This is a genomic window from Clostridium sp. YIM B02506 (assembly GCF_022324845.1).
Classification (GTDB): Bacteria; Bacillota; Clostridia; order Clostridiales; family Clostridiaceae; genus Clostridium_T; species Clostridium_T intestinale.
The window spans coordinates 127,194-147,592 of sequence record NZ_JAKGTG010000008.1 but is presented as its reverse complement, the minus strand read 5'-3'; the positions used below and the strand labels follow the sequence as shown (position 1 = coordinate 147,592).

Sequence of the window (20,399 nt, the reverse complement as noted above, 5' to 3'; positions counted from 1 at the left end):
ATTGAAGAATTGAAGAATTGAAGAATTGAAGAATTGAAGAATTGAAGAATTGAAGAATTGAAGAATTGAAGAAAGCAAGAATTGAAAAATTCTTGCTTTCTTGAATAATAAATAAAAATATTTTTAAGCCTCTAAGATCTCAGCTTCAAGATTATCCATAAGTTCTTGAACTTTGACTATCTTATCTAAGCGATATGCATTTTCTCCGCAGAATACTAGCCCATTATCTACATCACCTTTAACTGAGTTTATCAAAGCTTCAGTTATGCAATATGGGGTTGTAGCTGGATTACATGGTGTTAAACAAGCGTAACACTTAGTAACTTTAGAGCCTTCAAGTTCAACTTTTTTCATGAATGGATTTTTTATAGCACGACCAGGCATACCAGCAGGACTTTTAACAATACCTATATCTTCACGTGAACTATTTAAATAGGCATTTTTAAAGTTGATGTGAGCATCACATTCTTCAGTAGTTACAAATCTTGTAGCCATTTGAACTCCGCTGGCACCAAGTTTTAAGTACTTTGCAATATCGGAACCAGTAAAAATTCCACCAGCAGCAATTACAGGAATAGATTTATTATATTTATCCTCATAAATCTTAACTGCCTCAACTATATCAACTATTATTTTATCGAAATCTATGTTATCTTCAATAAGTTCTTCTTTAGAGAATCCTAAATGTCCTCCAGCCTTAGGGCCTTCTACCACTATAGCATCTGGAGCTACACCATGGTGTTTATCCCAAAGTTTTAAAATAACATTACAAGCCTTTAGTGAAGAAACTATAGGAGCAAGCTTCACATTAAAACCTTTAGCTAATTTAGGTAAAGCCGTTGGAAGTCCAGCGCCTGAGATTATTAAGTCTACGCCAGCCTCTATAGCAGCTTTTACATGCTCATCATATTGTTTCATAGCTACCATAAGATTAACACCTATTACTCCATTTAAAGCATTTTCTTTAGCTGTTTTTATATGTTTTTTTAAAGCTCTTAGGTTAGCTTCAAGATTGTTAGTATAAAAATCTTCTTGGTCATAACCTATTTGAGCGCCTGATATTATACCTATACCACCTGCATTAGCAACAGCCGCAGCTAGCTTAGAAGAAGATACGCCTACACCCATTCCTCCTTGTATTATTGGTAGTTTAGATACTAAGTTTCCTATTTGTAGAGGTTTTATATTCACCATACACAACTCCTTTATATTAAAAACCTTTGAAAATAAAATACTTTCATAATCAAAGTATTTTATAGAGTAATTATAGATTATAATTAGAGAATTAACAAGATATAATATATATAATAAAATTAATAAATAATTTAAATAAGGTATTGAAATTATTATATATATGGTAGATGATAGAACAGTCAGAAAAAATAAAGATAAAGAGGTAAACAATGAGTATAACATTTGATAAACTTAATTTAAATAAAGACATGGTTGAAGCTTTACAAAACTTAAAGATAACAGAAGCTACAGAGGTACAAGAAAAATCTATCCCTTTAGCTTTAGAGGGAAAAAATATTTTAGCACAATCAGAGACAGGAACAGGGAAAACTTTAGCATATCTATTACCATTAATAGAAAAACTTCAAAAAGATAAAAAAGAGATGCAAGCTATAATACTTGCGCCTACTTATGAACTTTGCATGCAGATACATAATACAATTTTAGAACTAAAAAAGGAAAGCAACGTTTCTATAACATCTACTCAATTAATAGGCAGTGCTAATATAGCTAGACAGATAGAAAAATTAAAAGATAAACCTAACATATTAGTTGGATCAGCTGGAAGAGTATTAGAATTAATAAGAAAGAAAAAAATAACTGCGAGTACAATTAAAACTATAGTTCTAGATGAAGTGGATAAACTTTTAGATAACAAAAACATTCCTTTAATAAAAGAAATAGTAAAAAACACACAAAAGGTAGATCAATTTTTGATGTTTTCTGCAACTATTAATAATAGCAGTTTACAACTTTCTAAGGAATTAGTAGAAGACCTAGCGGTTATAAGAGTAAAGGGAAGTAATAAAGTAAATGAAGATATAACTCATAACTATATTATGGTTGAGGAAAGAAAAAAGATTGAATATTTAAGAAAGCTTATACATGCAGCTAGACCTAAAAGAGCAATAGTGTTTATAAGTAATAGCTTTAATGTTGATCAGACATTAGAAAAATTAAAATTTCATAAAATAAATGCAGCAACTATTCATGGAGATATAGATAAAGATGAAAGAAAAAATGCATTAGAAAGTTTTAGAAAAGGAAAAATTCAAGTATTGGTGGCATCTGATGTAGCAGCAAGAGGATTAGATATAAAAGGAGTTACTCATGTAATTAATCTAGATACACCAAGAGACCCTAAAAATTATCTTCATAGAGTAGGTAGAGTAGGTAGAGCTGGCGAAAAAGGAGAAGCATATTCTTTAGTTGATAATAGAGATCTTAATAACATAAGAATATATGAAAAAGATTTAAACCTAAAATTCAACAGAAAATATGTTTACATGGGAAAAGTATTGCAAGACTAAGAGTTTTAACATGATAAAATATTGGAAACTAATAAAAAAACAGTTATAATGAAATTAAGAAAATAAAGGGCGGATAATCCGCCTTTTATAATATTATCTTTGGAGGTAAGCTATATGAGCATGCATGAAAACGAAGTCATACTAGATTATTCAGTTAAGGACTTATTTGGAATCTTTATTAAAGTAGCAAAAAGAGATTTTCCTAATTTTAAAGAAAAAACAGCAGTAGGAACCAAAGTTGAAAAAAAGGTTGGAGCATACTCTGGAAAGACAGCAACTATGACTGTAGAAATAACTGATTTTGAGAGAAATAAGGTTTATGAGATAACTAGTACTAGTCCTAATGGGCAAGTATATACTTCAAGATATGAGTTTGAAGAGTTAGAAGAAAACAAAACAAAAGTATCTCTTAGCGAAACAGAGGCATCTGGAGGCATATTTGCAATAATTAATTCTTTTATAGTTAAATACTTATTTAAAAAGAGAATAAATAGAAGATTTGAATACTTTGTAAAAGGACTGGAAGCAGAAGCTAAAGAGTTAATTGAGAGAAGAGAAAATAGTGGCAGAAGAAAGAATGAAGACGATGATGGAGAAGATGAGGTTGAAGAGATAGCATCAGAAGAAGAATAAAAGATAATAATTAATGATGAAGGGACAGGGTAAAATGAAAAAAATTATAATAAATGCCGATGATTTTGGATTAACAAAAGGTGTGTCACTAGGTATACTGGATTCTATGGAAAAAGGTGTAGTAACAGAAACTACTGCCATGGCAAATGGACTATATATAAAGGAAGCTATTGAAGAGGCAAAAGTTAGAGGAGTAAAAAATATAGGAGTTCACCTAACTTTAACCTGGGGTAAACCAATACTTCCAAGAGAAGAGATAAAATCTATAGTTTCAGAAGAAGGGAATTTTCATAGAAGAATAGATTTAGTTGAAAATATAAACTATGAGGAAGTTAAAAAAGAATTTAAAGCGCAGATAGAAAAGATTATTTCCATGGGAATAGTGCCAACTCATTTAGATGGACATCATCATGCATTTGCGTTTACAAATGAAGGGCTAGATGTTGTATTTGAACTAGCAAAAGAATATAACCTTCCAGTTAGATGCCCATTTATAGAAAATTTAAATTACTTCAAAGATAATAATATAAAAACAACGGATGATATGTGTATCGATTTTTATAATGAAGGAGTAAGTGAAGATTACTTAATAAAAGTATTAGAAAATGCTAAAGATGGACAAATATTAGAAATAATGTGCCATCCAGCATATGTAGACGAGGATTTAATAAATGCAACCTCATATAACAAACATAGAGCAGAGGAATTTAAGGTTCTAACTTCAGAAAAAATTAAAACATATATTAAAGAAAATAATATCGAGCTTATAGGTTTTAATGAAATATAAATAAAAATAGACACTTCTAAAAAATTAGACTTTTAGAGGTGTCTATTTTTTTGTAGTTATATAACAAGAAGAGATATTGTTACCAACTTTTAATTCCAACATTGTTATAAGAAAATAAAGACTATAGTACCAATCAATTTACTGTATAGTATGGAAAAATAGAAGTAATACTAAATCTAGAAAATAAAAAGGAGTGATATTAAATGGCTCACAAAAATAACAAAAACTCTAAAGAAAATAAAAAAGCAGGTCAAAAAACTCAAAAGGAATTAAACAAAATGAAAATGGAGACAGCTAACGAAATAGGTTACTCAAAAGAATCAAGAAAACTTGGCAAAAATGAGCCTAGAAAAAGAGACCCAGAACAAAGTTAATAGCCTTTAGGGCTATTTTATTTTGCTTGCAATTATTGGATATAGAAATAAATTGTAACAAATTAACGATTAGGCTAAAATAGTATTAATTAGAAAATGTTGAGAGGGATTTTAAATGGATATTTTTTTAGCAAGGCAACCAATATTCGATAAAAAAAATAAAATAATAGCCTATGAATTATTATTTAGAACTGGAATGTTAAATAAATATAATAGTGTGGATGGAGATAATGCAACAATAGAAGTAATAAAAAATACTTTATTTAATTTTGGAATAGAAAAAATAGCTAAAAATAAAAAGGTATTTATTAATTTCACTGAAAATATTTTAAAATCCAACATTTTAGATTTGTTGTCTCCAGAATATGTAGTAGTTGAAATTTTAGAAAATATAGAACCAACCTTAGAGATAATTAATATATGTAAAAAGCTTAAGGAAATAAAATATACAATAGCACTAGATGACTTTGTTTTCCATAATAAATATAAGAGTTTGATGGAGTTTGTTGATATTATTAAAGTCGATTTTAGGATTACTAAAGGGGAAGAGCGAAAGGAAGTTATTAAAAAGATAAAAAACAAAAATATAAAGTTTCTGGCTGAGAAAGTGGAGACCATAGAGGAATTTAATGATGCAGTAAAATATGGGTATTCGTATTTTCAAGGCTATTACTTAAGTAAACCCATAGTTATATCAGGTAAAAAAATACCTGAAAATAAGATTATACATATGAGGTTATTAGAAGAATTAAACTCTAAGGACTTTTCATTAGAAAAGGTTGAAGAGTTGATAAAAAAAGATATATCTTTGTCTTATAAATTGCTCAGGATAGTTAATTCAGCTGAATTTGGATTAAAGTATAAAATTACATCCATAAAACAAGCTTTATCCTATACAGGAGAAATTCAGGTGAAAAAATGGTTGTACTTAGTATCAATAAAAGCTATAGGGGATGACAGGCCTGATTTTATAATATTTGAATCTTTAGCAAGAGCAAAATTTGGTGAATTAATATTTTTAAAAACAAGATTTAAAAATGATTCTTTTAATGCTTATTTAATAGGTATGTTATCTTTAGTTGATGTGATTTTAGAAAAACCAATAGATGAGATACTTGAGGAAATTTTAGTTGATGAGGAAGTAAAAAGTGCATTAATAGGAGAAAAAAACAATAAATATGGTTTCTTATTATCTTTAATATTAAATTATGAACAAGGAAAGATAGATAAGATATTTGAACTTATGGAATATTTTAATATTAGCACGGATGAATTAAGAAGTAGTTATATGGAGGCTATAGAGTGGAGTCATAGCAATAATTTATAACAAATATTTTAAGTAATAAAAACTTGCGCTAGCAAGAAAATTATGTTAATATAACTAATGTTCAAAACATATAGGGGTATGGCTCAATTGGTAGAGTAGTGGTCTCCAAAACCATTGGTTGTGGGTTCGAGTCCTACTGCCCCTGCCATAAAAAGACTTTAATTAAAATTTGATTAAAGTCTTTTTTTATTGCTTAAAATTTTATTACAAAAAAGACTTTTCATTGAATGAAAAATAAGTATATGATACTATAAAAGTTGTTGAATATTTGAAAAGAAGGTCAATTAATAAAATAGATTTACAATATTTTTAAAAGAAGAGAGGTTTTTTTTATGAAAGTTTTAATTACTGGAGCAAAAGGACAATTAGGAAAGCAAATTACTAATATATTAAGAAATGGACAATCGGAAATAGGTAAACTGTCAAAAGAATATGAAAATGTTGAAATCATAGGTGTGGATGTTGATGTACTTGATATTACAGATATTAATGCTGTAAGGAGTTATTTAACTGATGTTAAACCAGAAATAATAATAAATTGTGCAGCGTATACAAATGTAGATGCCTGTGAAAGCAATGAAGATTTAGCTTTTAAAATAAATGCGTTAGGACCTAGAAATTTGGCAATAATATCTAATGAAGTAAATGCTAAAGTGGTCCATGTATCTACTGATTATGTATTTAGTGGAGAAGGAACAGTGCCATTTAAGGAGTATGACGAAACAATACCTGTAAGTGTTTATGGAAAAACTAAACTAGCTGGAGAAAAATTTGTAAGAGAAATAGCTGACAAATATTATATAATAAGAACAGCTTGGCTATATGGATATGAAGGTAACAATTTTGTATATACTATAATTAAAGCAGGAAAAGAAAAAGGTTATTTAACAGTTGTAGATGATCAAAGAGGAAATCCAACCAATGCAGAAGATTTAGCACATCATATGTTAAAAGTTGCTGTTACAGAAGAATATGGTACATATCACTGCACAGGAACAGGAGAGTGTTCTTGGTATGATTTTGCTAGCAAAATCATTGAGTTTTCTAATATAGAATGTAAAGTTGATCCAGTTACTTCTAATGATTATGTAAGAGCGGCAAAAAGACCATCTTATTCATCTTTAGATAACATGATGTTAAGAGTTACTGTGGGAGATGAAATGAGAAAATGGGAAGATGCACTTAAAGTATTCTTAAATAATAAAAAATAACGTGTTTAGTAACCTATTTGTAAATATTATGAGGAATATGTTGCCTTTTTATACTCTATATATAAAGATTTAGTAACAAAATTTTAGTTTCATAGACACTATAAGCTAAGTATGGTAGAATTGTATTGCTAAAGTTATGAAAAAAATGGTATTCAAGCAATTTTAAATAAATCGAATTCTTAATTTTGGAGGGTAACATGCAAAATTTAGATTATAATATTTCTAAAAAAATCAACGGAGAAATAAGCATGAATTTAAAAATATATTCACTTTTTAAAAGGATATTTGATGTTGTTAGTTCAACTTTATTATTAATAATTTTATCTCCATTGTTTTTGATTTTAATTGTCTTAGTTAAATTAGATTCAAAAGGCCCAGTGTTTTTTGGGCATAAAAGAATAGGATATAAAGGAGAAACCATAAGTGTCTATAAATTTAGAAGTATGGTTCAGAATGCAGAAGAGGTTTTAAGAAATTTTACACCAGAGCAAAAAGCAGAGTTTGAGAAAAATTTCAAATTAGATGATGATCCAAGAGTTACTAAAATAGGAGCATTTTTAAGAAAAACTAGCTTAGATGAACTTCCTCAACTAATTAATATAATTAAAGGGGACATGAGTGTAGTAGGTCCAAGGCCAATAGTTCAAAAAGAAGTAGTTAAATACGGCAAATATGCAGATAAGCTTTTTTCTGTAAAGCCAGGTTTAACTGGATTTTGGCAGGCTAACGGCAGAAGTGATACTACATATGATGAAAGAGTTCAAATGGATATGTATTATATAGATAATAGATCTACTTTATTAGATATAAAAATATTATTTAAAACAGTTATAGCTGTTATAAGAAAAGAAGGGGCAATTTAAAGCAAGAGGGGATGACACTAACTATGTTATGTGCATTAATAATGGCAGGTGGAAAAGGAACAAGATTTTGGCCGCTTTCTACAGAGGAAAAACCAAAACAATTTTTATCGTTAATAACTGAAGATACTATGCTTCAGATGACGGTGAAGAGATTGGAAGAATTAGTACCAGTAGATAGAATATTTATTTCCACTGGGGAAAGATATATAGATTATGTTAAAGAGCAACTACCAAGCTTACCATTAAGGAATATAATTATTGAACCAGAAGCGAGAAACACTGCACCTTGTATAGCGTTGTCAGCTATGGTTATAAATAGGTATTATAAAGATGCGACATTAGCAATTCTTCCATCTGATCATTTAGTAGAAAATGAGGAAGAGTTCAAAAACAAACTTCTTGCTGCCTATGAATATACCAATAAAGATAAAGAAGCTATTGTAACTTTAGGAATGAAACCTAATAGACCAGAAACTGGCTATGGATATATTAATCTAAATAAGAAAATTGATACTATAAGAAATTCAGATATATATGAGGTTAATAAGTTTATAGAAAAACCTAATTATGAAAAGGCATTAGAATATTTAGCTGCAGGTACATACCTATGGAATGGTGGTATGTTTATTTGGAATAATAATTCTATACTTAAGTCTATTAGAGAGTTGTTACCAAATACTTATGAAGCTCTAAAAGATGTTATGCACATCAGCGAAGAAAAGTTGCAAGACATAATAAATGAAAACTATAAAAATGTTGATAATATATCCATAGATTTTGGTGTTATGGAGAAAGTTTCTAATATATATGTTATTCCTAGTGAGTTTGGATGGGATGACGTAGGAAATTGGACTAGTATAGAAAGATACAGTGAATTAGATGAAAAAGGTAATGTGTTTAAAACAGAGGGAGTTGCTTTTGAATCTAAAAATAATATTGTTGTAACAAACAAACCTATTCTTCTTAATAATGTAGATAATTTGATTGTTGTTGAAACAGCTGATTACATAATGATATCTTCAAAAGAACATGAACAACAAATAAAATTAGCTAAAGAAGGATTGTAATATAGGAGTGATTTAAATGAAAATAGCATTGGTACATGATTGGTTAACTAATATGGCTGGATCTGAACAAGTAGTTGCAAATTTTAGAGGGGTTTATCCAGAGGCACCTATATATACGACTGTTTATAATCCAGATAAATTAGATGATGTTTTTAAAAATGCTGATGTAAGAACATCTTTTTTACAAAACAATAAAAAAGCAAGAGAAAAACATCAAAGTTTTTTCCCTTTTATGCCTATGGCTTTTGAGAGCTTTGATTTAAATGAATATGATGTAGTTCTTTCAAGTAGTCATAGTACAGCTAAGGGTATAATAACAAATCCTGCAGCTATGCATGTATGTTATTGTCATTCTCCTATGAGGTATGGATGGGAATTTTATTATGAATACACAGAAGAAATGGGTAAAAGTAAGAAAAAACTCCTAAAATATTTTATGAATTATATGAGAGTATGGGATCAAGTATCCTCTAATAGAGTAGATTATTTTATAGCTAATTCGGCAAATGTTTCAAGAAGAATATGGAAACATTATAGAAGAGAAAGTGTTGTTATACATCCACCAGTAAGATGGAATATGTTTAATATAAGTAATGAAGATGAACCATATTTCTTAATACTTACAAGATTAGTTAAATATAAAAGAGTAGACTTAGCTGTAAAAGCTTTTAATGAATTAGGACTTCCATTGGTTATAATTGGAGATGGAGAAGAAAGAGAAAAACTTCAACAGATGGCTAAATCTAATATAACTTTTCTAGGAAGACAATCAGACGAAGCTATAAAAGAATATTACTCCAAGTGTAGAGCTTTTATTTTCCCTGGGGAAGAGGATTTTGGGATAACTCCATTAGAAGCTATGTCTAGCGGAAGACCAGTAATTGCTTTTGGTAAAGGCGGAGCACTAGAAACCGTTGTAGAAAATAAGACAGGAATATTTTTTGAAGAGCAAACTACAGAATCTTTAGTAGAAGCTGTTAAAAAGTTTGAGACTGTTAATTTTGATAAAAATGAGATTAGACAACATGCATACAAATGGGATGAAGTATTTTTTAAACAAAAAATAGAGAAGTTTGTAGCAGATAAATATGAAGAATTTCAAAATACTAAACATTGGACGGTGTTATAATTGGATGGTAAAAAATCTGTATTTATAGATGCTAGAATGGTAGATTATCATCTTCATGGAATAGCTAGATATACATATGAACTTATTAAAAATATATCTAAAACTAATAAAGTTAAATTTGTACTGTTAGTTAATGATTTAAATATGGCAAAAGATATATTTAAAGAAATAAATAATATAGAATATATAGTTATGAAATCTAAATTTCTTTCTTTAAAAGAACAGATTGAATTACCTAGAATTTTAAATAAATACAAAAAAGAAGGGATATTTCATTCTCCTTCTTTTTCTTCGAGTCCTTTTTTAAAGATTAAATCATTAATGACTATACATGACTTAAATCACCTAAGATTTCCAGAGTTTTATTCTCCAGTGCATAAATATTATTACCAATATATTGTGAGACCTTCAGCTTTAAGAAGCGAAAGAATATTAACTGTATCTAACTTTTCTAAGGAAGAAATTAAATCTTGGATTAACTGTAAAGATGAAGATATAGTGGTTACTTATAACGGAATTGATGATAGTTTTAAAAGAATAGAAGATAGTGAAATATTAAATACTATAAAAAATAAATATTCACTTCCAGAAAACTTTGTGCTATATGTTGGGAATCAAAAACCTCATAAAAATGTTAAAACACTTATAAAGGCAATGAGGTTTGTAGAACAAGGATTAACCCTTATTTTAAATGGAAAAGATAATCAAGAACTTTTAGAAATAGCTAAAGAATCTGGAGTTGAAAATAGAATAAAATTTATTGGCTTTATTGATGATAAAGATCTACCAGTACTTTATACATTAGCTAGAGTATTTGTTTTCCCATCTTTATATGAAGGATTTGGACTTCCTCCATTAGAAGCTATGGCGTGTGGATGTCCAGCTATTGTTGCAGATACTTCTTCACTTCCAGAAGTGGTAGGAGATATAGGGATAAAGTTTAGTGTAGAAGATTATAAGGAGTTATCCGAAAAAATAAATTATATTTGCCTAAATGAGAAGGAAAGAAGTGCTATTTCCGAAAAGGGCATTAAATTTGTTAAGAAATATAAATGGCAAGATACTGCAGATATAACTTTGAAAGAATATGAAAAAATACTTTATTAGTAAAAGGCGGATATAATAATGGATAGGATTAAAAAAACTGTAGGGATATCAAAAGAAAATACTAATATAGAGAACATAGTTAATTTGTTAATGCTTTTTAACATGATAATAATAGGTGGGGATAGGCTTTCTTTTAAAGTTGGAGGAATGACTATTAGATTAGTCCAGATAACTTTACTTATTACTTTTGCTTTAATGTTTATAGAAAGAAAAGTATTTTTGAAAAAAATAGGGTTATTTATTCCATTCTTAATTGCTAATATTATTTCAACAGTTTTTTCTGATTATTTTAAAACTGGAGTTACATACATAATATGGACAGTATACAACTATGTATTTGTATTTTCTTTATTTTATTCTTGGTGTAAAAGCAAAAGTAAAGAATGGGTAATAGACTTTTGGTTAGTAAGTTTTGTTATACAAGGAATATATGTTGTTTTTCAATATATTATAGGATTAAACAAGATAAATGATTTATTTTTCCCTATGCAGGTACATTTAAATGTATATAGGCCAGCTATTTGGTTTTATGAGCCTTCATATTTAGCTACTTATTTTTCCGTATATTTAAGTATAGCTTTTTATTTATATTTGAGTACAGGAAAAAATAAGTACTTATTAAATACTATTTTTTCTTCATTTTGTTTGCTAATTATAAGTTCTTCATTAGGATACTTAAGTATAGTTTTAATATTTGGGACTGGAATAGTAGTAAACATAATAATAACTAGAAAGTTAAATATAAAAAGACTACTGACTTCAATAGGTTCTTTTGGATGTATTTTTATAATTTTAAACTTTGTAGATCCAAATATGTTTGATGTATTTTTAGGAAGAATGATTCCAGATGCTTCGCATCAAAATATAGCTTCAGATGAGGATGATGTAGTAAATAAATTAGAAAATTCAAGTTTAGGAGCAGCTTCAGGTGGAAGAGTAACAGCATGGAAAGAAACATTGGAGGTTTTTGGAGATAATCAAGTAGTTGGAATAGGACCTAATGCATATCCTCAGTATACAGGTAAAGGGTTGCCACCTACTAATGTAAGCTTAGAATTATTAGCTAATTTAGGAATATTGGGATTTGTTACCTTTCTTATATTTGTATTTGGAGTAATTATAGTAAGTATAAAAAGTAGAGAGAAAAACGATTATATGAGCTTATCAGTGTTATTCGCACTAATCATATTTGCAGCAGTGCTTCAAGCAAATCAAAATTATTTAAGATTATATATGTGGATGCATATGGGAATATTGTTAGCTATAAGTATCAAAGATGAAAAGAATGTATTTATTAAGGAGAAAAACTAGTGGATAAACCAAGTGTTTATGTAGTATTAGTTAATTATAATGGATATGAAGATACAGAAGCTTGTATAAAAAGTTTAAGAAATATACACTATTATAATTATAAAATAGTTGTTGTAGATAATGCTTCAACAGATGATTCTTATAATAAACTAGAGAAAATAAAAGAAGACGTCATTTTAATAAAAAGCGAAAAGAATTTAGGTTTTTCAGGTGGTAACAATATAGGAATAAAGTATGCACTTCAGCAAGGCGCTGATTATATTATGCTTTTAAACAATGACACATTAGTAGAGCCTGATTTCCTAAATATAATGATAGATACTGCTGAATCAAGTGAGAATTTAGGAATAGTAGGATGTAAGATGATGTACTATCCTCAAAATGATATCGTTTGGTATGGAGGGGGATATATAGACTGGAATAAGTACAGTGGAGTACATGAAAATCAAGGAACTAAAGATTCACAGGATGATAATGTAAGGGAAGTAACTTTTCTAACTGGTTGTTGTATGTTAATTAAAAGAAGTACAATAGAAAAAGTTGGTTACTTAAGTGAAGAATACTTTATGTATTTAGAGGATTTAGATTACTGTGCTAAGGTACTAGATAACAATTTAAGAATTATATATAATCCAGAGGCTAAAATATACCATAAAGTAAGTGCATCAACAGGTGGAGAAGAGTCAAGTTTTGCAATAAAGTGGGGAACTAGAAATAGGTTCATATTTTTCAAAAAGTTTTCTAAAAGCAAAAGTTTTGTTAATAAGTTAAAAATATTTTTATTTTTGATAATATCTAGAATCGTTAAATTCGCTATTTTGCTGGCTAAAGGAAATATTGAAAAAAGCAAAAATCTTATGATTGGTTTAAAGCAAGGAATAAAAATCTTATTTGAATAAACTTGGGAGGTTTAGGTTATGAAAGGAATTATACTAGCAGGGGGATCTGGAACAAGATTATATCCTGTAACAAAAGCGATGTCAAAACAAATGGTACCAATATATGATAAGCCTATGATTTATTATCCAATGTCGGTGCTTATGCTTGCAGGCATAAAGGAAGTACTTATAATATCAACAGAAAGAGATTTACCTAATTTTAAAGAGTTATTTAGAGATGGATCTGATTTAGGCTTAAAAATAGAATATAAGGTTCAATTAGCACCTAATGGACTTGCAGAAGCCTTTGTAATAGGAGAAGAATTTATAGGTGATGATAATGTAGCAATGATATTAGGAGATAATATATTCTATGGTCAAAGCTTCAGTAAAAATTTATATAACGCGTCTAAGCTTGAAAAAGGAGCAGTTATATTTGGATATTATGTTCAAAATCCAAAAGCTTTTGGTGTAGTAGAGTTTGATTCAGAAGGTAATGTTTTATCATTAGAAGAAAAACCAGAAAAACCTAAATCTAAATATGCAATACCAGGATTATATTTTTATGATAATTCAGTTGTTGAAAAAGCTAAAAATTTAAAACCTTCACCAAGAGGCGAATTAGAAATAACAGATTTAAACAGATTATATCTTGAAGAAGAAACCCTTAAGGTTGAATTATTAGGAAGAGGAATGGCTTGGCTTGATACAGGAACACATTCTTCAATGCTTCAAGCATCTAACTTTGTAGAAGCAGTTCAAAATACTCAAGGAACTTATATAGCATGTTTAGAAGAAATTGCCTATAGAAAAGGATGGATATCTAAAGATAAGCTATTGGAGTTAGCTAAACCGTTATTAAAAACAGGATACGGAAAATATCTAGAGGATATAGCTGAAGAGTGCGCAGAAGAAAATTTAGCTAATAAGTAAGGAGAATAATTATGTTTAATTTTATTGAAACTAAAATAAAAGATTTATATATTATAGAACCTAAAGTATTCGGAGATAATAGAGGATACTTTATGGAAACCTATAATAAAAATGATTTCTTTGAAGCTGGGTTAACTATGGAATTTGTTCAAGATAATGAATCAAGATCCAAAAAGGGTGTACTTAGAGGAATGCATTTTCAAACAAAACATACCCAAGGAAAGCTTGTTAGAGCTACTAGGGGAGAAGTTTATGATGTAGCTGTCGATTTAAGAAAAGGTTCACCAACCTTTGGTAAGTGGGAAGGCGTTCTTTTGACAGAAGAAAATAAAAGACAATTTTATGTGCCAGAAGGATTTGCTCATGGATTTTTAGTAGTTTCTGATGAAGCTGTATTTAATTATAAATGTACAGATTTTTATGCACCAGAATATGATTCTGGGCTTTTGTGGAATGACCCAGAGGTTGGAATAGAATGGCCTTTAGATGGGATTAATGAACTTTTATTATCTGAAAAGGATAAAGTTCAAAAGACATTAAAAGAATTAGATTTACCATTTATATATAAGGGGGATAAATAGTTTATGAAGACTTATTTAGTTACTGGTGGAGCAGGATTTATAGGATCAAATTTTGTTATATATATGCTTAACAAATATAATGATGTGAAAATAATAAACTTAGATAAATTAACTTATGCAGGAAACTTAGAGAATTTAAAGTCCTTAGAAGGAAATGAAAATCATATATTTGTTCAAGGTGATATATGTGATAAAGAACTAGTTACATCTTTGTTTGAAAAATATGAGATAGATTATGTAGTTAATTTTGCAGCAGAATCTCACGTTGATAGAAGTATAAAAGAACCAGAAATATTTGTACAAACAAATGTTTTAGGAACTGTAAACTTACTTAACTGTGCAAAAAATGCATGGGAAACAAAAGATGGATGGAAAGAAGGGGTTAGATATCATCAGGTATCGACAGATGAAGTATATGGTTCGTTAGGAGAAACAGGATACTTTATGGAAACAACACCTTTAGATCCACACAGCCCATATTCTTCAAGTAAAGCTGGAGCAGATTTTATGGTGCAGGCATATTCAGATACTTACAAGATGCCAGTAACAATAACAAGATGCTCAAATAACTATGGACCATATCATTTCCCAGAAAAGCTTATACCATTACTAATTAACAACTGTTTAAATCATAAAGATTTACCAGTGTATGGAGATGGACTTAATATAAGAGATTGGTTATATGTTGAAGATCACTGTAAGGCTATAGATATGGTGGTAAGAGATGGAAAATCAGGTCAAGTTTATAATGTAGGTGGACATAACGAGAGAACAAACATACAAATAGTTAAGACTGTAATAGCTTATTTAAATGAAAATGTAGATAATACTATAACTGAAGACTTAATTAAGTATGTAGAAGATAGAAAAGGTCATGATAGAAGATATGGAATAGATCCAACTAAGATAAAAGATGATTTAGGTTGGTATCCAGAAACTACTTTTGAAGTAGGAATAGTAAAAACTATTAAGTGGTATTTAGATAATAAAGAATGGATGGAACATGTAACTTCTGGAGATTATCAGAAGTATTACAGTGAACAATATAAGTAACAAAATATTAGTATTGCATTAATATGCAATACTAATATTTTAATTAAATCATGTGGAAAGAGGTAAGTAAATGATAAATAACTCAGTATGCTGTGTTATAGTTACTTATAATATAGGAGAGAGATTTTATAATTGTTTTAATGCCATTTATAATCAAGTTGAGAAGGTAGTTATTGTTGATAACGGCTCTACAGAAGAAACATTAAAGATTTTACATGAGATATCAAATAATACGACAGCTGAAGTTATATATAATGAAGAAAATATTGGAATAGCTTCTGCATTAAATAAAGGAATAGAGTTTGGATTGCAACAAAAATATAATTGGATTTTGACAATGGATCATGATAGCAAGGCTACAAGAAACATGATTAATGTTATGCTAGAATGTTATGAGAAAATTAGTTGTGAAGATAAAAATAAGATAGGGAGCTTGTTTCCAGTACATATAGAACCTGCTAGATTAGATAAAAGTGATATAATAGAGTCTAGAAGTGAGCTTGGATTTAAGTATACAAATTATGATATTGCATCAGGAAATTTAATAAAAACAGAGGTGTTTAGAAAAATTTCTCTATTTGATGAAAAAATGTTTATAGATTTAGTTGATACAGAGTTTTCATTAAGATTAAGTGAGAATAATATAAAAATGATACAGGTTTTAGGAGCAAAACTTATTCACACATTAGGAGACTATAAAGAGATTAAAACTCCATTTGGAAAATTCACTGTATCTAATCATTCACCAATAAGAAGGTATTATATTACTAGAAATAGATTGTATGTTTGGAATAGATATGGGAATGGTAATAACCCATTAATTGAGGATGATAAAAAGGCAAATTTGAAAGAAATAGTAAAACTTTTTTTAGTAGAAAGCAATAAATTTGAAAAGATGAAGATGATTTTTAAGGCACATAAAGATTATAAAAAAGGGATAATGGGAAAAATAAGGGAATAGCATATTTAGATATTTGGATGGTAATATCTAAATATGATAGTTAAATGTAATCTGGAGGAAGATATGTTTTCAATTATAATTGTAAATTGGAATGGAGACAAATTACTAACTAAGTGCTTGCAAAGTCTAGTTAATTCTACGTATAAAAATTTTAAACTCTATATAGTGGATAATGCATCACATGATAACTCTATAGATATAATAAAAAAATTTAGTGGAGTTTTAGATATAGATATTATTCAGTTAGATAAAAACTATGGGTTTGCACCAGCTAATAATATAGCAATAGATAAAGCAATCAATGATGAGAGTAATTTTATTATTACATTGAACAATGATATAGAATTAAAAGACGATTGTCTTGAAAAAGCATTTAATTTTATAAATAAAAATAAAGAAATAGATATATTTCAGATTTTAATGATAAATTATTTTAACAGAGATATTATAGATGCGATAGGAATGGAATTTGATTCTCATCTGTTTGTAAACCAATTAGGATATAAAGATAGTCTAGAAAATTTGAATAAATATAATATTAATATAGATGGAGCTTGTGCTGGAGCAGCTATATACTCTAAACGCTGCCTGAAAAAAGTTTTAGAAAAAGAGAAAGATTATTTTTCATCTACTTTTTTTGCGTACTATGAGGATGTGGATCTAGCCTTAAGATTAAAAAATAATGGTTTTAAAAGCATGTTGATAAAAGACTCTATAGTTTATCATATGCATTCTGCTACAGGGAAGAAGACTACAGGGTTAAAAGAATATTATTTGACTAGAAATTTTTTACTATATACTAAGCGAAATCAAACAAAAGATGAATATAGAAAAAATGTTGTATTTTATTGTAAAAAGATAATAGGTGATTTTGTGAGAAGTTTACTTTCTGGAGATTATAGAGCTTTTAAAGGAGTATTAAAAGGATTTATGAGCGGAATAAAGGAAGTTAAGAACATAAACTATAGAGTAGTTTCTCTGAAAGGTGATATAAATGATTAAAATATTAAAAAAATTAAATTATAAAAGAAAACAAAATAAAGAAAAAGCCTTTATGGATACTATTATGAGTTTTGTAGATTTTGAACCTATCGTAAATATAACGCCAAGTAAAATTGAACGTATAACTTTTGTCATACCTGGAATGCCTGCATATAGTGGAGGTCATACGTCTATCCTTAGATTAGGTACACAATTGCATAATATGGGTTATGAGATAAACTATATTTCGTTCATGCAACAAGAAAAAGAAGAAATGATTAGTAATGCAAAAATTAATCTAAAAGGTTATAAAGGAAATATTCTATCTAATGGTGATTTGGATAAAGTAGAAAGCAATGTTGTAGTAGCTACTTCATGGGACTCGACATTTTTTGCTAAAAAAATGGTAGGATATAAAGTGTATTTTATACAAGACTATGAACCATATTTTCACCTTTATGGAGAACTTTTTCTTTTTGCAAAGAAGACTTATGAGTTAGGATTTCATATGATTAGCTTAGGTAGATGGAATAAGCATATGATAGAAAAAAATTGTGAATACAAAGGTGAGATAAATATTATTGATTTTCCTTATGAAAAAGAAGAGTATCCAAATGTTAAAAGAAATTATGAAACTTATAAAAATAAAAATACTTTTAAATTAGCAGTTTACATAAAAAATACTGGTAAAAGAGCACCTTATATTACTCAAAATATTTTACAGAATGTAAAAAGTGAATTTGCTAAGGATAATATAAACTTACAAATCAATTATTACGGTGAAGGTAAAGATTTTAAATGTACAGCAGGAGAAAATTTAGGTAAACTTAATAAACAACAATTGTTTGATTTATACAAAGAATCTGACTTTGGGATATGTGCTTCATTAACTAATATTTCATTAGTTCCATATGAAATGTTAGCTACAGGATTGCCATTAATTGAATTTGAAGAAGGAACGTATAAATATTTTTTACCTGAAAACTCAGCAATATTAACTTCATTTAATTGGAGAGATTTGTACGAGGAAATGAAAAAATCAATTAATAATCCTGATAAAATATTAAGTAGAATGGATAATGCTTATTCTGCATTAGAACAATTAAGTTGGAATAATTCTGCTAAACAATTCTCAAGTATATTAGAGGGAGTTAGAGAATTTAAGTAGTGAAAGGAAGTTGTAATGGATAAGTCTATAGGGAAAAACTATTTTTACAATTTGATTTATCAAATAACAGTTATATTAATTCCATTAATAACTATACCATATATATCAAGAGTTTTAGGATCAACCGGTATAGGAATAAATAGTTTTACAAATTCAGTTACTCAGTATTTTATATTTGCAGGAACATTAGGAATAGGAATTTATGGTAATAGAACAATAGCTACAGTTAGAGATAACAAGGAAAAATGCAGAACTACTTTCTGGGAAATTACTATCCTACAAATAACTACTTGTTTGATATCATTTCTTATTTATATAGCTATATTTGGATTTAATAATAGATATAGCCTATATTATTTAATGCAAAGTATATTTATTTTAGCGTCTGCCATAGATATTACATGGTATTTTATAGGGATAGAAGATTTTAAAAAAGCATCATTAAGAAGTACTGTAATTAAATTAGTGTCAGTTGTAGCAATGTTTATATTTGTAAAAGATTTTCAAGATTTATGGAGATACATCTTCATTAACAGCTTCTTTATGTTTGTAGGACAATCCGTTATGTGGTTCTATGTTGATAAAAGCTTTTTTAGATTGAAATACATAAAAAATATAAAAATAATTAAACATCTTAAGCCTGCAATTTACTTATTTATACCTCAAATGGCAACTCAGGTTTATATGGTATTAGATAAAACTATGACTGGAATATTAGCTAATGAGAGTGAGGTAGGTTTTTATGATAACTCTCAAAAAATAATGAGATTAAGTTTAGCGATAGTAACATCATTAGGAATGGTTATGCTTCCAAGAATAGCTAATCTACATTCAACAGGGGATATAGATAAGATGAAAGAGTCACTAAAAAAGGCTTTTCAGTTTATGACTTTAGCTGCTCTCCCTATATTATTTGGATTAATAGGAATTAGTGACAATTTTGTTCCCTGGTTCTTTGGGGAGGAGTTTATAAGCGTAGCACTTTTAATGAAAATATCTAGTGTTATGGTTTTAGTAATTGCATGGGGAAATGTATTTGGAACTCAATATCTTTTAGCGTTAGGAAAAATGAGAGCTTACACAACTTCCGTAATAGTAGGAGCTGTAGTTAATTTTTGCCTTAACTTAGTATTAATTCCTAGGTTATATGCTTTAGGAGCAGTGATTGCAACATTATTAGCAGAAACTGCTATTGCTTCAATACAATTATATTCATCAAAAGAAGTAGTTACAAAAGAATGGTTTCTATCTGGATGGAAATATTGGATATCAGCTATAATTATGTTTTGGGTAGTGAATGCTATTGGAAATAAGGTCAATGCATCGATGCTAGGTACTCTTGTTCAAGTATTTGTAGGTGTAATTACATATTTAATTATGTTGATTTTGCTTAAAGATGAATTAATATATACAGTATTGAAGAAAATTAAAGGCTAGAAATAGATAAATGATAAAATTATTATATAGACAAAGTTCCAGTAAAGACAATTTC

The 20,399-nt window shown here is 28.4% G+C and carries 20 protein-coding genes and 1 tRNA gene; 20 read left to right on the top strand and 1 reads right to left on the bottom strand.

The features are described 5' to 3' along the window. Positions 1–123: 123 nt before the first annotated feature. Positions 124–1,191 carry a nitronate monooxygenase family protein gene (locus L1S49_RS08920; RefSeq protein WP_238903700.1) on the bottom strand — a complete coding sequence of 356 codons (1,068 nt, stop codon included), beginning with the start codon at positions 1,189–1,191 and terminating at the stop codon, positions 124–126. Positions 1,192–1,403: 212 nt separating this feature from the next. Between L1S49_RS08920 and L1S49_RS08915 the strand changes: the two genes are divergently transcribed. The 20 genes from L1S49_RS08915 (at position 1,404) to L1S49_RS08820 (ending at position 20,344) form a co-directional block, all read left to right on the top strand. Further along, positions 1,404–2,543, top strand: a complete 1,140-nt coding sequence (locus L1S49_RS08915) for a DEAD/DEAH box helicase (protein WP_238903690.1) — start codon at positions 1,404–1,406, stop codon at positions 2,541–2,543. Between the two features lie 114 nt (positions 2,544–2,657). After that, positions 2,658–3,176: a DUF3284 domain-containing protein gene (locus tag L1S49_RS08910; protein ID WP_238903688.1), complete on the top strand. Its 519-nt coding sequence runs from the start codon at positions 2,658–2,660 to the stop codon at positions 3,174–3,176. 34 nt (positions 3,177–3,210) lie between these two features. Further along, positions 3,211–3,963: a chitin disaccharide deacetylase gene (chbG, locus tag L1S49_RS08905; RefSeq protein WP_238903686.1), complete on the top strand. Its 753-nt coding sequence runs from the start codon at positions 3,211–3,213 to the stop codon at positions 3,961–3,963. Between the two features lie 203 nt (positions 3,964–4,166). Continuing rightward, on the top strand, positions 4,167–4,337 hold the full coding sequence (locus L1S49_RS08900) for a small, acid-soluble spore protein, alpha/beta type (protein WP_021800523.1): 171 nt from the start codon (positions 4,167–4,169) through the stop codon (positions 4,335–4,337). Positions 4,338–4,452: 115 nt separating this feature from the next. Then, positions 4,453–5,664, top strand: a complete 1,212-nt coding sequence (locus L1S49_RS08895; RefSeq protein ID WP_238903684.1) for an HDOD domain-containing protein — start codon at positions 4,453–4,455, stop codon at positions 5,662–5,664. A gap of 72 nt (positions 5,665–5,736) precedes the next feature. After that, positions 5,737–5,812 (top strand) — tRNA-Trp (locus tag L1S49_RS08890). Positions 5,813–5,996: 184 nt separating this feature from the next. After that, positions 5,997–6,875 carry a dTDP-4-dehydrorhamnose reductase gene (gene rfbD / locus L1S49_RS08885; protein WP_238903682.1) on the top strand — a complete coding sequence of 293 codons (879 nt, stop codon included), beginning with the start codon at positions 5,997–5,999 and terminating at the stop codon, positions 6,873–6,875. A gap of 197 nt (positions 6,876–7,072) precedes the next feature. After that, the gene (locus L1S49_RS08880; RefSeq protein ID WP_238903680.1) at positions 7,073–7,738 is read left to right on the top strand and encodes a sugar transferase; all 666 of its coding nucleotides are present in this window, start codon (positions 7,073–7,075) and stop codon (positions 7,736–7,738) included. 23 nt (positions 7,739–7,761) lie between these two features. Further along, positions 7,762–8,805 carry a mannose-1-phosphate guanylyltransferase gene (locus L1S49_RS08875; protein WP_238903678.1) on the top strand — a complete coding sequence of 348 codons (1,044 nt, stop codon included), beginning with the start codon at positions 7,762–7,764 and terminating at the stop codon, positions 8,803–8,805. Between the two features lie 16 nt (positions 8,806–8,821). Beyond that, positions 8,822–9,934: a glycosyltransferase gene (locus L1S49_RS08870; protein ID WP_238903675.1), complete on the top strand. Its 1,113-nt coding sequence runs from the start codon at positions 8,822–8,824 to the stop codon at positions 9,932–9,934. After that, positions 9,935–11,041 (top strand): glycosyltransferase family 1 protein, encoded by a 1,107-nt coding sequence (locus L1S49_RS08865; RefSeq protein ID WP_238903673.1) that lies wholly within the window; start codon positions 9,935–9,937, stop codon positions 11,039–11,041. 18 nt (positions 11,042–11,059) lie between these two features. Then, on the top strand, positions 11,060–12,352 hold the full coding sequence (locus tag L1S49_RS08860) for an O-antigen ligase family protein (RefSeq protein WP_238903671.1): 1,293 nt from the start codon (positions 11,060–11,062) through the stop codon (positions 12,350–12,352). After that, positions 12,352–13,251, top strand: coding sequence for a glycosyltransferase family 2 protein (locus tag L1S49_RS08855; RefSeq protein ID WP_238903668.1), 900 nt, complete (start codon positions 12,352–12,354; stop codon positions 13,249–13,251). The genes L1S49_RS08860 and L1S49_RS08855 overlap by 1 nt, the downstream gene beginning before the upstream one ends. An 18-nt stretch (positions 13,252–13,269) precedes the next feature. Further along, positions 13,270–14,163, top strand: coding sequence for a glucose-1-phosphate thymidylyltransferase RfbA (gene rfbA, locus L1S49_RS08850; protein WP_238903666.1), 894 nt, complete (start codon positions 13,270–13,272; stop codon positions 14,161–14,163). Between the two features lie 5 nt (positions 14,164–14,168). After that, positions 14,169–14,744 carry a dTDP-4-dehydrorhamnose 3,5-epimerase gene (gene rfbC / locus L1S49_RS08845; protein ID WP_238903698.1) on the top strand — a complete coding sequence of 192 codons (576 nt, stop codon included), beginning with the start codon at positions 14,169–14,171 and terminating at the stop codon, positions 14,742–14,744. Between the two features lie 3 nt (positions 14,745–14,747). Next, the gene (gene rfbB / locus L1S49_RS08840) at positions 14,748–15,797 is read left to right on the top strand and encodes a dTDP-glucose 4,6-dehydratase (protein WP_238903664.1); all 1,050 of its coding nucleotides are present in this window, start codon (positions 14,748–14,750) and stop codon (positions 15,795–15,797) included. A gap of 70 nt (positions 15,798–15,867) precedes the next feature. Next, positions 15,868–16,758 carry a glycosyltransferase gene (locus L1S49_RS08835; protein WP_238903662.1) on the top strand — a complete coding sequence of 297 codons (891 nt, stop codon included), beginning with the start codon at positions 15,868–15,870 and terminating at the stop codon, positions 16,756–16,758. A gap of 63 nt (positions 16,759–16,821) precedes the next feature. Further along, on the top strand, positions 16,822–17,760 hold the full coding sequence (locus L1S49_RS08830; protein WP_238903660.1) for a glycosyltransferase family 2 protein: 939 nt from the start codon (positions 16,822–16,824) through the stop codon (positions 17,758–17,760). After that, the gene (locus tag L1S49_RS08825) at positions 17,753–18,907 is read left to right on the top strand and encodes a glycosyltransferase family 1 protein (RefSeq protein WP_238903658.1); all 1,155 of its coding nucleotides are present in this window, start codon (positions 17,753–17,755) and stop codon (positions 18,905–18,907) included. Before L1S49_RS08830 ends, L1S49_RS08825 begins: the two co-directional genes overlap by 8 nt. Before the next feature lie 15 nt (positions 18,908–18,922). Then, positions 18,923–20,344 carry a flippase gene (locus tag L1S49_RS08820; RefSeq protein ID WP_238903655.1) on the top strand — a complete coding sequence of 474 codons (1,422 nt, stop codon included), beginning with the start codon at positions 18,923–18,925 and terminating at the stop codon, positions 20,342–20,344. Positions 20,345–20,399: the final 55 nt, after the last annotated feature.